Here is a 13,059-nt window from a genome sequence, read left to right on the forward strand (position 1 = left end):
CGCGGTGACCTGAGGGCGCAGGATCCCTCTGGCCCCGATCCGAAGGAGAACACGTGGCAATCAGTCGTTCTGTCATGCGAGGCGTCCCGGTCGCCATGGCCGCCGCCCTGCTGGTCGCCTGCGGGGGCGGTGACGACGAGGGCACCACCGAGAGCACGCAGCAGCTGAGTCCGGAGGAACCCGTGTCGATCCTGGTCGGCACCCTCCCGATCCCGGACAACGCCCCGCTCTTCCTCGCCATCCAGGAGGGCTACTTCGAGGAGGAGGGCCTCGAGGTCGAGACCCAGATGGTCGCGGGCGGATCCGCCGCCCTCCCGGCCATGGTCGCCGGCGACCTGCAGTTCAGCAGCTCGAACTGGACCACGGTGCTCCAGGCGGCCAGCCAGGGCCTGCCCGCGCAGATGGTCTGGGAGATGACCGGCCCGAAGGAGGGCGTCAACGGGATCATGGTCGCGGGGAACGCCCCGTACCAGACCCAGGCCGACCTGCGGGGCCAGCGGATCGCGGTGAACACCCTCGCCGGCCTGGTCGAGCTGCAGGTCCGGGAGTGCATGGCCGCCGGTGGCCTGGAGGAGGGTGACTACGAGCTCGTAGAGATCCCGTTCCCCGACATGCCGGCGGCGATCCAGCAGGGCAACGTGGCCGCCGCCTTCATCGGCGAGCCGTTCACCACTCTCGCCGAGGACCAGGGCGCGCGGGTCGTCGCCGAACCGTCGACCTGCAGCGAGCGGCTGGCCGAGATGCCCGTCATCGGCTTCATGACCACGTCGCAGTACTCCGCGGAGAACCCCGAGGTCACGTCGGCGTTCGCCCGCGCCCTGGAGCGCGGGGCGGAGCTGGCCGAGTCCGATCCGCAGCAGGTCATCGACATCCTGCCGACCTACACCCAGCTCACCCCGGAGCTGGCTGGGCGCATGACCCTGCCGGCGTGGCTCGAGGACCGGGCGCCCAGCACCGAGCGGGCCGAGGTGACCCAGGAGGCGATGATCGAGTTCGGGTTCATCGACGAGCCGGTCGACGACCTGGAGGCGCTGATCGCACCGGTCGACTGACCCTGCCGCCTCTGCGGTCGACCCGGTCCGGGCGTTCCCCGGGTGCCGATCCGGCGCCCGGGGAACGCGCCACCCGCGGGCCTCGACGGCGAACGACCCGCCCCGGGTCCGGGGCCCGCTCACGCCGGTGGCAGGGTGACCTCCGTCACATCGACGCGCCGGGCGGCTCGCCGGGCAGGGAGTGGGGGGTCATGCGCAGGTGGGGGAGTCGGCTGACCGCGGTGGCCGGGGCCGTGGTGTTGATCGGTGGTGGGTCGTCGGTGGCCGTCGCGGATCCGGCGACGGTGGAGCCGGCGGTGCCACCCGGGGAGTACCGGGGGGACCTCGCCAGCGGCGCGGACTGGCTGGCGCACGTGCCGGCGCGGTGGAACGGGACCGTCGTCGTCTTCGCGCACGGGTTCGGGGCCATGACGGCCCAGGACGCCCCGGACGAGCCGACCCGGGCGGAGCTGCTCGAGCAGGGGTACGCCCTCGTGGGGTCGTCCTACTCGGGGCCGTCGTTGTGGGCGCTGGCCACCGCGGTCGACGACCAGTTCGCCGCGCTCGCCGCGTTCGAGGAGCTGCTCGGCGTCGAGCCGGAGCGGACCATCGGGTTCGGCCGGTCCATGGGCGGGCTGGTGAGCGCCCTGCAGGCGCAGGACCCGCGGGGCGAGCTCGACGGCGTGCTGACCACCTGCGGACTCGTCGCCGGGGCGCTCAACCTGAACAACTACCAGCTCGACGGCGTGTACACCCTGGCGCACCTGCTGGCCCCGGGGCAGCCGATACCGCTGGTCCGCTACGAGAGCCCCGAGCAGGCTGCGCAGGCCGCCGCCGACCTGATCGCCGCGGTCACCGCGGCGCAGGACACCGCGGAGGGACGCGCCCGCATCGCCCTGGCCTCGGCCTTCCTCAACATGGCCACCTGGTACGTCGACGACCCCGAGGGTGACCCGGGCGAGGGACCGGCGGCGCCGGACGACTACGCGGCCCAGCAGGTCGAGCAGTTCGAGGCGCTGGTGGACCGCGGCCTGGAGCGGTACGTGACCGGCCGGCAGCAGATCGAGCTCGTGGCCGGCGGCAACAGCGCCTACAACGCCGGCGTGGACTACCGGGAGCTGCTGGACAGCAGCGTGCACGCCGAGCAGGTCCGCGCCCTCTACCGCGAGGCCGGGCTCGACCTGGACGCCGACCTGGCCACCCTCACCCGGGACGCGGACATCGAGGCCGATCCGGACGCCGTCGCCGAGCTGACCCGCACCTCGATGGTGACCGGTGACCTCGAGGTCCCGCAGCTGGCGATCCACACCACGGCCGACGAGCTCGTGCCGGTGGAGCACGAGGACTGGTACGCCGAGCAGGTGGACCGGGCCGGTGACGACCGGCTCCTGCGGCAGGCCTACGTCGAGGGCGCCGGGCACTGCCGGTTCCAGCCGGCCGAGCAGGTCGCGGCCCTGCAGGCCCTCGAGCGGCGGATCGAGGCCGGCCGGTGGGCCGGCGCGGCCCGCCCGGACCGGCTGAACGCCGCAGCGGACGCCCTGGAGCTCGGGACCACCGCCAGGTTCGTGGAGTACGACCCGCCACGCCTGGTCGGCGGGCTCGGCGAGCCGGGACGCCGGGCTCGCTAGCGTCGCGCCTGACACCGCTGCCGACGGCGCGTCAGTGGTGGTCGCCGTGCCGGCCGAGGGTCTCCACGGGGGTCGCGCCGGGGCGGGTCCACTGCGGCACGGGCCGGCTGGTCGGGCCCCAGGTGGGGTTCCCGTCCGCGTCCGAACGCCAGTACCAGCACGGGTGACTCCCCTCGGGCCAGCCCTCGGGCTTGTCCTCCCACGCCTCGCCGCGGCCGTACGGCGTCCGGTCGAGCAGGCCGAACGACCCGGCCACCGGCTCGTTGCCACGGCCGGTCGTGGAGTAGGTGAGGAACGCGCGGTCGCCGTCGCGCAGGTAGCTGGTGAGGTAGCCCATCGCGCCGCCGACCGGCTCGTCCACGTCGCGCACGGAGTACCAGGGCTGGGTGTAGCCCATGAACTCGACGTAGGCGGCCACCTCGTCCCACCGGCCCGTGGTCAGGATGGCGAACGAGACGCCGCGGGCGTTGAGGTAGACGGCGTCCTTCAGCTGCCAGGTCGTCATGGTGCAGCCCTCGCACTGCCCCTGGTGGGGCGCGCCGTCGTACCACATGTGCTTGTAGACCACGAGCTCGTCACGCCCCTGGAACAGGTCCAGGAACGGGACCGGGCCGTCGGGTCCCACGACCTCGACCGTCCCGTCGAACTCCACCATCGGCAGCCGACGGCGGTCGGCGGCGAGGGCGTCGCCCGCGCGGGTGTGGGCCTTCTCGCGGACCAGGAGCTCGTTCCGGGCGGCCTGCCAGGTGGCCAGGTCGACGACGGGTGGGCGGCCGGGCAGCGCGGTGGTCGGGTTCCTCGGCGTGGTCGTCATGGCGTCCTCCGTGGTGTCTGGTGCCGGACGCCGTCGTCCGACGTCTTCCGACACGAGGACAGACCCACGGCCCCGCCGGAACTCATCGCGGCGGGGCCGTCGGCCGGGCCGGACCGGATCCCGGATCGTCAGGCAGGACCCGGTCGGCTCTCGTCCACGCCGGGCACCCGCCCCAGGTCGAGGGCGTGGGCACCCATGGTGATGTTCACCAGGTCGCCGGTCGCCTGGTCGAGACCGAACTGGATGCCCACGGTGCGACGCGCCGCCAGGTCGATGAGCACCATCCCCTCGACGCCCACGTTCTTCTCCAGCCAGGAGAACAGGTAGGTCTGCTCGCGCAGCTTCCAGTAGGTCGCGCGGTCGGTGTCCCCGACGCCGAGCTCGGCGCCGCCGAGGCAGATCCAGGTGAAGAGGTGCTGGTTGAGGTAGACGTGGTCGTAGACGTCGTCGCTGCTGTACGCGTAGCGGATCCGGTGGCCGAGCAGCTCGGTCGTGCGCGGGTGGGCGCCGCCGGCGGTGGCGTCGGAGTCGGCGAGCTGTCCCTGGAACCACTGCTGACGGGCCAGGTGCGGGTCCGGTTCCAGCCCGAGCTCGCCGACGGCGCCGGTCGCCTGGCCGCTGCGCGTGTCGAGGGCCATCGTCACGACCACGGGGTGGTCCTCGCCGCTGCGGCGGTAGTGCAGGAAGAACAGGCCCGGCTGCATCTCGAACAGCTCGTGGGTCTCGGTGCCCTCCCGGGTGGCGCCGCCCTCCTGCAACGTCCACCGCAGGGTCTCCGCGCCGAACTCGTGCACCAGCGTGACATCGGAGCCGAGGTCGTCGGGGACACGGCACCGCAGTTCCAGGCGCTGTCCCTCGAGCGCCGTGGAGAGCGGCGGGCGGTACTCGTCGAAGCCGTCGGCCATCTCGGTGAGCGACGTCCAGTCGTCCTTGGCCCAGCTGAAGGTGGTGGCGGTGGTCATCGGAGGTCCTCCGGATCGGTGCGGGTCGGGGGTGTCAGGAGCGGGGGGTGACGCCGGGGACGTCCCGGACCGTGGGTGCCGCGGACGGAGGAGCGGCCGCGGCGATCGCCTCGGGGCTCGGGGAGTCCTCGCTGAGGTCCCGCCACTGGATGGGGCGCCTGTCCTGCACGACCTGGCGGTAGACGAAGAGCACCACCGACAGCGCCAGGATCCCGATGCCGATCAGGGACTCCCGCATGCCGCCGTAGCCGGCGTCGGACGGGTGCGTCGCGCCCCAGAGGGTGATGAACACGTTGAGGACGAAGATCACCGTCGCGACCGGGATCCAGATCCGCCCGCGGCGGATCGGCCGCGGCCAACCGGGCCGGTCCTTGCGCAGGAGGAGGAAGGCGCCGACGCCGAGGGTGATCGCCGTCATGTAGCCGAGGTTGCTGGCCAGCAGGATCGCCACCGGGGACGACAGCAGCAGGAGGTGCGCGGTGTTGATGACCGCGTCGATGGTGAGCGAGCGCCCCGGGACGCCCCACCGGTTCAGCCAGTCGAGCTGGCGGATGGTCATGCCCTCCTGGGCCAGCCCGTAGAGCGCCCGGCCGCCGTCCGCCGTGGTCGAGACCATCGCCAGCCACAGGGAGAAGACGAGGACGAGGGTCCCGATCCAGCCCTGGCCGCCGAAGAGCTGGTCGAACGCCACGGTGATGTAGCCGACGGGGTTCTCGGTGAGCGTCCCCTCGCCGATCGCGCCGGTGACCCCGATCGGGATGGCGACGAAGGCGATGAGCATGAAGGTCGACGTCGCCTTCAGCGCCTTGGCGGTGTCGCGGACGGTGTCCTTGTACTCGGGCGCGAAGGACGCGGCGATCTCCACGCCGTAGGTGGTCCACGCGGTGATGTAGAACCAGACGATCACGGCGCTGAACGTCGCCCCCGGACCCCAGGTGAGGTTGGCGGCGTCCCACTGGCCCTGCACGAGCGCGGCCACGACGACGACCACCAGGGCGACGGTGACCATGACGCCGACGACCTTGTTCACCGTGGCCGCCAGGCGGATGCCGACGTAGTTGACCGCCCAGGCGGCCCAGACCGAGATGATCGCGAAGACGTGCCCGAGACCGAGCTCGTTGCCGAGGAAGGACACCGTCGACGTCGAGCCGGCGAACCACTCCGCCTGGATGATGCCGCCGAGCGCGGACGCGGTCACCGCGATCGCCAGGGACCAGCCGATCCAGTACCCGAAGGAGGCGATCGCGCCCAGCGGTGCGAAGTACCGCTTCCAGCCCTCGATCGCGTAGCGGGCGACGCCGCCCGACTTCCCGGGGAACATCGCGGCCAGCTCGGCGAAGAGGCGGTTCTGCAGGAGCCCGATGACGGTTCCGGTGATCCAGATGGCGATCGCCGTCCAGGCCCCGAGGACGCCGACGGCGAAGCCCAGGGTGACGAACAGTCCGTTCACGCTGACGATGGACAGGGCGAGCCCGTCCTTCCAGGTCAGCGTCTTGTGGAGGTGGGGCGTGGCCTCGACCTCGTCGTGCGTGGGGGTCATGGTGGCGTCCTTCGGGGGAGTGGGGGTCGGTGCGAGCGGCGTCGAGGGGCGGCCGGTCAGTCGACCGGCATCCAGGCCATGTCGATGGAGACGACCTCGCTGACCGCGGCCATCCGCAGGAACTCGGGCATGTCCGCGGCCTTGGCGTTGGCCGCTTCGGCCTGCTCGGTGCTGTCGTAGATCCAGACGTCGGTCCAGAGGCCGTCCTCGCCCCTGGCGATGACCGGTGCGGCGACGAAGCCGGGGATGGCGGCCGCGACGGCGGCCACGGCGCCGGGCCGGCTGGCGAGGAACTCCTCCTCCTGGCCCTCGTGGACGCGGAGGTGGACGAACTCGACGAGGTGCTGCGACACGGTGGGCTCCTTCTGCGGGTGGGGACTCAGGACCCGGCGAGCGCCGGGCTCGGGGCGGGCACGGTCGCGAGGCGCACGGGGGCGCCGATCAGGTCGTGCACGTGGCGGGCGGCGCGCATTCCGCTCTCGATGGCGCCGTCGATGAAGCCGGCCCAGCCACTGGCGTAGTCGGCCCCGGCCAGGGCCACGCGGCCCTCGGGGCGCTGGAGTTCCGCCAGGGCCCCGGTCAGCTGGCCGACCCGCTGCATGGGCCACGTCTCGCCGGAGAACGGGTCGGCCACCCAGTCGTGGCAGGCGACCTCGAGGACCTCGACGTCGGGCAGCCAGCCGCGCAGGGCCCGTTCCACGGCGGCCCGGTCGGTGCCGTCGAGTCGCCGGCTGTCGGCCCCGAAGGCCACCACCACGGTGGTGCCGTCCTCGACGGACTCGACCTGGCACAGCGTCAGGGGCGCGGAGCCGGGGGCGAGCGCGACGAAGGGCTGGTGCTCGCCGCGGAGCCGGGCCCAGATCTTGGTGCCCGTCGACGTCTGGCCCTGGTGGGCGGCCCGCCGCTTGGTGTCCGACAGCGGCGGGTCGAAGGTGATGCTGTCCAGCACGTCGAGGGGCAGGGTGACGACCACGGCGGCCGCGGTGAGGGTCGCCCCGTCGGCGAGGGACACGGTGGCCGCGCCGCCGTCCTGGGCCACCGCGGTGACCTGCGCGCCGAGACGTATCTCGGCGCCGGAGTCGGCCAGCATCGCCTCGATCAGGCGGCGGGTGCCACCGACGATCTTGTAGGTGGCGCAGGCCTCGAACATGAGCTGCCAGCTGCCACCGGCCAGCGCGCACCACCGGAGCGCCTGTGCATAGCCGCCGACGTCGGTGGGGCCGTTGAAGTTGGTGGCCCACATGCCCTCGACGGCGTCGAACTCGCCCGGGGTCAGGCCGGCCTGCTCCAGCCTCTGCCGGATCGACGTCCCGTCGATGTCCCGGAGCCGGTCACCCAGGAGCAACGGCTCGTAGGGCCGCGGGAACCAGGTGAGGGCCTCCTCGGTGCTGGCGCTCATCCCGCGGTCGAGGAGCTCCAGCAGCTCGTCGGCGGTGCCCCGGTGCAGCTCGCCGCCGGTGATCCAGAAGCCGTCGACCGGCGTCGGCGAGGCGACGACGTCGATGCCGTAGCGGCTCAGCTCGGCCCAGGAGTGCGGCTGGACCCAGTGCACCCAGGTGCCGCCCAGCTCCAGGTCGCGGCCGAGCCGGCGCTCGGTCCAGGTCCGGCCTCCGATGCGGTCGCGGGCCTCCACGATGAGCACGCGGTGGCCGTGTCGCCGCAGCTCGCGTGCGGCGGTCACGCCGGCGAAACCCGCGCCGATGACGATGACGTCGGCGTCCTGGGTGGAGGGCATGGGATCTCCTCGACGAGGCGCTGGTGTCCCGGGGGACCTGCTGGATGGGCCGGGCGGAGCCGCGGGCGGTGTCTGCGACGGTCGCTGACCAGATGGACAGTTGTGACCGCTGGCACAGAAGATGCCGCACGGGCCCAGAACTGGTCAAGTGGACAGCCAAAATTCGTTGCGGCATCCTTGGCGTCGGAGCAGGCGCACCGGTTCGGAGCAGGGGCGCGGGGGAGGAGCGGGGAACATGACGGTGGTCGAGGCAGTCCCGGATCGTGGGGGACCCCGGTACGGGGAGGGCCGCAGTGCCCTCCTGGCAGCAGCCGTGCGGGTCGGCGCGAGGCGGGGGCTGCGCCACCTGACGTACCGCGCGGTGGCCGCGGAGGCGGGTGTCGCGCACGGCCTGGTCGCGCACCACTTCGGCTCACGGGACGCGCTGCTCGACGAGGCGCTGCAGTTCTCCCTCGACCACGGCATCGCCTCGCTGAGCTCGGCGCCCGGGAGCGGCGACGTCGACGCGCTGTTCGTGGGCGTCAGCGCCTGGTTCGAGCAGGACACCGACGACGCCGTCTTCCAGTACGAGCTGATCCTGGAGTCGCGCCGGCGACCCGAGCTGCGACCGCACGTCGAGCGTCTCTACCTGGCCTACCGGGAGGCTCTCCGCACGGAGCTCGAGGCCTGTGGCCTGCCCGACGATCCGGACCTCGTGCACCTGGTCTTCGCGGCCCTCGACGGCCTGGTGTTCCAGCAGGTCTGCCTGGGGGAGACCGCCGCGACCGAGGCGGCCATCGACCGGCTGCGGAGCCTGCTGGGGCGGCTGCGCTGACGGAGGCCCTCCCGGCCCAGCGGCCGGCGGGCGTCCCAGCTCAACCGCCGTTGCTGAGGATGCCCCGGTACACCGACTCGCGGGCGGCGAAGTCCTGCCGGTTGGTGATGTCCCGGAACGCCGCCGCGTACGACGGGTCGAAGCCCGGACGCTCCGCCACCTCGCGCGGGAACAGGCACGAGCACTCGACGAACGTCTCGCCGTGAGCCAGCGGGACCAGCCGGTGGGTCATCACGCAGTCCGGCTCCAGGGTGATGAGGTCGGGCGCGAGGACGAGGTACAGCGTGTGCCGGGCCTGCTCGTCGGTCAGCCGGGGGAGGCGGTCCCCGCCGCTGCGCCCGTCCAGCGACGAGCCCGGCCTCACCCTCCGCACGATCGTCGCCGCCCTGGTCGCCCGGGAGGAGCGCAGCGGGACCCGTCCCGGCGCGGTCGCCGCGACGGCCGCCGTCCAGGATGGTGACGTGACGACCTCGACGCGGCTGCCGGTGCCGGACCACGAGCGGTTCACGGCCGAGGTGCGGGCGGCCGCCCGCGGGCTCGCCGGCATCGCCGAGGTGACGTCGCTGCAGCGCAACGCCCGGCTGTCGGCGGCCACGGGAGCCGACGTCCGGCTCAAGCGCGAGGACCTCCAGATCGGCCGCTCCTACAAGGTGCGCGGCGCCTACACCACGATCAGCCGGCTCGACGCCGGGCACCGGGCGGCCGGCGTCGTCTGCGCCAGCGCGGGCAACCACGGACAGGGCGTCGCCTACGCCTGCCGCGTGCTCGGGGTGCGCGGCCACGTCTTCGTCCCCGGGACGACCCCGCGGCAGAAGCGGGAGCGGATCGCCGCGCTCGGTGGGGACGTGGTGCAGCTCGTCGTCACCGGCGACTCCTACGACGAGGCGGCGGCCGCGGCGGCGGCGCACGCGGCGGCCACCGGGACCACGCTGGTGCCGGCGTTCGACGCCCTGTCCACCGTGACCGGCCAGGCGACGGTCGCCGTCGAGCTGCTGGAGCAGTGCGGCGACCGGCGGCCGGACGTCGTGGTCCTCCCGGTCGGCGGGGGAGGGCTGCTGGCCGGCTGCGCGACCTGGCTGCGGCTGCACAGCCCCGGCACCCGGGTGGTCGGGGTGGAGCCGGCCGGGGCGGCGAGCATGGCCGCCGCGCTGGCCGCCGGCCGGCCGGTCGAGCTGCCCGAGATGGACACGTTCGTCGACGGCGCCGCCGTCCGGCGGGTGGGGGAGGTGACGTACCCGCTGGTCCGCGACTCCGGTGCCGAGCTGGTCGCCGTGCCGGAGGGGCAGATCTGCTCCGAGATGCTCGACCTCTACCAGGTCGACGGGGTGATCGCCGAGCCCGCCGGGGCCCTCGCCAGCGCCGCGCTGGCCGGCGGACTGGTCGCGGTGGAGCCCGGCCAGACGGTGGTGTGCCTGCTCTCGGGCGGCAACAACGACGTCAGCCGGTACGCCGAGGTCGTCGAGCGGTCCCTGGTCCACAAGGGGGTCAAGCACTACTTCCTCATCGAGTTCCCCCAGGAGCCGGGTGCGCTGCGCCGCTTCCTCGACGAGGTCCTCGGCCCGGACGACGACATCGTGCTGTTCGAGTACGTCAAACGGGACAACCGGGAGACCGGCGCCGCGCTGACCGGCATCGAGCTGGGCAGCGCCGCCAGCCTGCCCGCGCTGCTGGCCCGGATCGAGGACAGCCCGCTGCGCATCCAGCACCTGGCCCCGGGGACCACCGCCTACCGCTTCCTGGTCTGACGGTCGACCCCGGGGCGACAGGCGACCCGACGACGCTGCTCAGGGGGCCAGCGGGGGCAGGACCCCTGCCTGGGTCAGCCACCCCATCCAGTCGCCGAAGTGCCAGGCTTCGGTCACCCTGCCGTTCGACCAGTGGAAGACCAGGCTGCCGCTCGCGGTCGTGTGCCGGCCGGTCGGCTCCACCGGCAGCAGGGGCGCCTTCCCGGCGAACGTGCCGGCGCAGTGCCACCGGTGCACGGAGGTGGAGCCGGCGACGACGTCCTCGTCGTGGAACAACTCGAAGTCGTGGAAGCCGGCCCGGAAGCCGGCGATGAAGTCGAGGAGCTCGGCCTTGCCCATGTCCGGGAACGGCGGCACGTGGTAGGTGACGTCGTCGGCGAAGAGCTCCTCGACACCCGACATGTCACCGTCCACCCAGGCCGCACCGAAGCGGTCGAAGGCGGCACGGGCGGTGGACTCGGACAGGGGCTGGTTCGCGGTCGTTGCCATGACTCCTCCATCGGGGTCGAGAGGTCCCCCACTGTCCGTGTGGGGGCTCGGGACCGTCAGCGCAGCCGCACCCGCAGGGTCAGCGTGCCGGTCTCCTCCCCGCTCTCCACGAAGACGCCGTCTCCCCGGGCGGCCCGGAAGTCGCCGGACCCCCCGGTGATCGCCAGGGTCTTCTCCGGTGGCGGCGCGTTCTCGAACGCGTAGGCGATCGTCCCCTGCCCGTCGAGGGTGACGACGGCGGTGCAGTTCGCCAGCCCGGACGGATCGACCACCACGCAACTGCCCACCTCGTGGCCGACCGGCCGGCCGTCCTGCTCCAGGACGTCGTTGAAGACGATGACGTCGGCCGCGGACGGTCCCGGGACGCCGAGATCGGTGTAGGAGAACGGGCTCGTGACGACGGCGAACTCGAGCGTGACCTCCTCGCCCCCGGAGCCGCGGGAATCGTCCTGGTCGGCGCTCGCGGTGGCCGCCTGCACGACGAGCGCGGTGGCGAGCAGGGTGGTCCCGAGTGCTGCGGCCCGCAGGGTGCGTCGGTGCGCCATGGCGGTCTCCTCGACAGGTGGGGTGGGTCCGTCGGCCGGGTGGCACGACTGTCCGCCCGCTCTCCGCCCAGAGGCAGGGCCGTTGGCCCCTGAACGCGCCGAGGCGGTCTCGGATCCTCCCGCGCTCCGGGATCCACCGGACGCCGGACGCTTCCCGGTGCTCGGGCAGACTGGGGCGGCGTCCGGCGCGCGAGTCGCCGGGCGGTCCCCCGGTCGCGAGCGACGCGGCTGCCCGAGGCTTCCCAGGAGCAGGCACGATGGCACAGCACGCCGACATCCCGGCCGAGCAGATCCTGGACGCGGCGAGCCACATCGCTGACCACCTGCTGGACGTGCAGAGCCGGGTGAACCGGCAGATGGACGCCACCCAGTCCGAACTCCTGCCCGAGGTCCGGCGGCGGCTGGGCTACGACGACGCCGAGGCGGTCGACCTGACCGGCCTGGTGAACGCCAGGATCGCCGGCCTGAGCATCGTCGTCACCCCGGAGGCGGTCGCGACGATCGTGCCCCTGTCGGCCCGGTCGGCCACCACGACCCGGGCCGGCCGCCGCGCGATGACCGACATCGTCGCCGGTGCCGACGGCCGGCTGGCCGTCATCGCCGGCCCGTGCTCGATCCACGATCCGGTCGCCACGCTGGAGTACGCCGCCTTCCTCGGTCGCATGCGGGAGCGGCACGGCGACGACCTCGAGATCGTCATGCGCGCGTACACGGAGAAACCGCGGACCGAGGTCGACTGGAAGGGCTTCGCCTACGACCCCTACCTCGACGGCTCCAACCGCATCAGCGTCGGCCTGATCGCGACGCGGATGCTCATGTGCCGCATCACCGCGATGGGCGTCCCGGTCGCCGCCGAGCCGCTCAACGCCCTGACCCCGCAGTACCTCGACGGCCTGGTGACCTACAACGGCGTCGGCGCGCGCAACGTCACCGACCAGACCGCCCGCGAGCGGGTGTCGGGCTTCTCGTCGGTCATCGGCTTCAAGAACTCACCGGAGGGCAGCATCGAGGCCGCCGTCCAGGCCGTCGTCTCCGCGCGGGCGCCGCACGAGTTCCTCGGCGTCGACCGCCACGGGATGACCGCCCAGCTGTCGACGACGGGCAACGAGACCGGCCACGTGATCCTGCGCGGGGACCGGAACGGGCCGAACTACTCCGCCGCCCACATCGCCGACACCACGGCGAGGCTCCGGGACCGCGGCCTGCCGGCGGTGGTCGTGGTCGACGCCTCGCACGGCAACAGCCAGAAGAACCACCTGCGCCAGATCGACGTCGTGCACGACCTGGCCGGCCAGATCGCGGCCGGCCAGCAGGCGATCCGGGGCGTGATGGTGGAGAGCAACCTCGTCGCCGGCCGTCAGGACCTGGACCAGGAGCACCCCGACGCACTGGAGTACGGCAAGAGCGTGACCGACGCCTGCGTCGACCTCGACACGACCGCGGCGCTGCTCGACGAGCTCGCGCGCGCCGCCCGGGCGCGGCGCGACGTCGGTGTCGGGGACGGAGCCCGGCGGGCCGGCTGAGCTCGGCGACGACCTGCGCTCACCCGTTCGGCCCCGACTCCGTGAGGCCCGGCTCGCGGAGCCGGAAACCGTCGTAGGTCGAACGTGTGTTCGACTCGTGACTTCGGCGGCGGTGGAGCAGACCGGCATCGAGGAGGTGCTGGTCGGCTGGTTGGGTGAGCGGCCGCTGGTGGGCGGGCGGTTGCCGGTGGCGTTGCTGACCCGGGCGCAGAAGGCCGCCGAGCTGCAGCGGG

General features: G+C 73.1%; 13 protein-coding genes. 5 read left to right on the forward strand and 8 right to left on the reverse strand.

Translation table 11 applies throughout. The features are described 5' to 3' along the window. The first annotated feature begins 74 nt into the window (after positions 1-74). Positions 75-1,052 carry an ABC transporter substrate-binding protein gene (locus MY526_RS23450; RefSeq protein ID WP_436695223.1) on the forward strand — a complete coding sequence of 326 codons (978 nt, stop codon included), beginning with the start codon at positions 75-77 and terminating at the stop codon, positions 1,050-1,052. A 191-nt stretch (positions 1,053-1,243) separates the two neighbouring features. After that, positions 1,244-2,659: a hypothetical protein gene (locus tag MY526_RS23455; RefSeq protein WP_436705186.1), complete on the forward strand. Its 1,416-nt coding sequence runs from the start codon at positions 1,244-1,246 to the stop codon at positions 2,657-2,659. Positions 2,660-2,690: 31 nt separating this feature from the next. On the opposite strand, the gene MY526_RS23460 is transcribed toward MY526_RS23455, so the two are convergent. The 5 genes from MY526_RS23460 to MY526_RS23480 form a co-directional block, all read right to left on the reverse strand. Beyond that, a complete protein-coding gene (locus tag MY526_RS23460; RefSeq protein ID WP_436695225.1) occupies positions 2,691-3,473 on the reverse strand; it encodes a DUF899 family protein in 783 nt (260 codons plus the stop codon). A gap of 128 nt (positions 3,474-3,601) precedes the next feature. Next, complete coding sequence (locus MY526_RS23465) at positions 3,602-4,435, reverse strand: MoaF C-terminal domain-containing protein (protein WP_436705187.1); 834 nt, start codon at positions 4,433-4,435, stop codon at positions 3,602-3,604. A 34-nt stretch (positions 4,436-4,469) separates the two neighbouring features. Next, complete coding sequence (locus MY526_RS23470) at positions 4,470-5,975, reverse strand: APC family permease (RefSeq protein WP_436705188.1); 1,506 nt, start codon at positions 5,973-5,975, stop codon at positions 4,470-4,472. 56 nt (positions 5,976-6,031) lie between these two features. After that, positions 6,032-6,328: a hypothetical protein gene (locus MY526_RS23475; RefSeq protein WP_436695228.1), complete on the reverse strand. Its 297-nt coding sequence runs from the start codon at positions 6,326-6,328 to the stop codon at positions 6,032-6,034. A gap of 26 nt (positions 6,329-6,354) precedes the next feature. Next, a complete protein-coding gene (locus tag MY526_RS23480; RefSeq protein ID WP_436705189.1) occupies positions 6,355-7,710 on the reverse strand; it encodes a flavin monoamine oxidase family protein in 1,356 nt (451 codons plus the stop codon). A gap of 235 nt (positions 7,711-7,945) precedes the next feature. Between MY526_RS23480 and MY526_RS23485 the strand changes: the two genes are divergently transcribed. After that, positions 7,946-8,524: a TetR/AcrR family transcriptional regulator gene (locus MY526_RS23485; protein WP_436695230.1), complete on the forward strand. Its 579-nt coding sequence runs from the start codon at positions 7,946-7,948 to the stop codon at positions 8,522-8,524. Positions 8,525-8,564: 40 nt separating this feature from the next. Here MY526_RS23485 and MY526_RS23490 read toward each other — a convergent pair whose 3' ends face one another. Then, on the reverse strand, positions 8,565-8,888 hold the full coding sequence (locus MY526_RS23490; protein ID WP_436705190.1) for an SRPBCC family protein: 324 nt from the start codon (positions 8,886-8,888) through the stop codon (positions 8,565-8,567). Between the two features lie 97 nt (positions 8,889-8,985). Here MY526_RS23490 and ilvA point away from each other — a divergent pair, with 97 nt between their 5' ends. Continuing rightward, entirely contained in the window at positions 8,986-10,269 is a 1,284-nt protein-coding gene (gene ilvA, locus MY526_RS23495; RefSeq protein WP_436695232.1) for a threonine ammonia-lyase IlvA, read from the forward strand. A 39-nt stretch (positions 10,270-10,308) separates the two neighbouring features. Here the strand turns inward: ilvA and MY526_RS23500 are convergent, their stop codons facing one another. Beyond that, positions 10,309-10,758, reverse strand: a complete 450-nt coding sequence (locus MY526_RS23500) for an ester cyclase (RefSeq protein ID WP_436695233.1) — start codon at positions 10,756-10,758, stop codon at positions 10,309-10,311. Positions 10,759-10,814: 56 nt separating this feature from the next. Further along, a complete protein-coding gene (locus MY526_RS23505) occupies positions 10,815-11,303 on the reverse strand; it encodes a hypothetical protein (protein WP_436695234.1) in 489 nt (162 codons plus the stop codon). 257 nt (positions 11,304-11,560) lie between these two features. Here MY526_RS23505 and MY526_RS23510 point away from each other — a divergent pair, with 257 nt between their 5' ends. Beyond that, positions 11,561-12,826, forward strand: a complete 1,266-nt coding sequence (locus MY526_RS23510; protein WP_436695235.1) for a 3-deoxy-7-phosphoheptulonate synthase — start codon at positions 11,561-11,563, stop codon at positions 12,824-12,826. The last annotated feature ends 233 nt before the right edge of the window (positions 12,827-13,059 follow it).

It is taken from the genome of Geodermatophilus sp. CPCC 205761, from assembly GCF_051383655.1.
Taxonomy (GTDB): Bacteria; Actinomycetota; Actinomycetes; order Mycobacteriales; family Geodermatophilaceae; genus Geodermatophilus.

Coding starts and splice junctions, on each gene's coding strand:
- MY526_RS23450 (WP_436695223.1), top strand. CDS start 75: ATGCGAGGCGTCCCGGTCGCCATGGCCGCCGCCCTGCTGGTCGCCTGC.
- MY526_RS23455 (WP_436705186.1), top strand. CDS start 1,244: ATGCGCAGGTGGGGGAGTCGGCTGACCGCGGTGGCCGGGGCCGTGGTG.
- MY526_RS23460 (WP_436695225.1), bottom strand. CDS start 3,473: ATGACGACCACGCCGAGGAACCCGACCACCGCGCTGCCCGGCCGCCCA.
- MY526_RS23465 (WP_436705187.1), bottom strand. CDS start 4,435: ATGACCACCGCCACCACCTTCAGCTGGGCCAAGGACGACTGGACGTCG.
- MY526_RS23470 (WP_436705188.1), bottom strand. CDS start 5,975: ATGACCCCCACGCACGACGAGGTCGAGGCCACGCCCCACCTCCACAAG.
- MY526_RS23480 (WP_436705189.1), bottom strand. CDS start 7,710: ATGCCCTCCACCCAGGACGCCGACGTCATCGTCATCGGCGCGGGTTTC.
- MY526_RS23485 (WP_436695230.1), top strand. CDS start 7,946: ATGACGGTGGTCGAGGCAGTCCCGGATCGTGGGGGACCCCGGTACGGG.
- MY526_RS23500 (WP_436695233.1), bottom strand. CDS start 10,758: ATGGCAACGACCGCGAACCAGCCCCTGTCCGAGTCCACCGCCCGTGCC.
- MY526_RS23505 (WP_436695234.1), bottom strand. CDS start 11,303: ATGGCGCACCGACGCACCCTGCGGGCCGCAGCACTCGGGACCACCCTG.
- MY526_RS23510 (WP_436695235.1), top strand. CDS start 11,561: ATGGCACAGCACGCCGACATCCCGGCCGAGCAGATCCTGGACGCGGCG.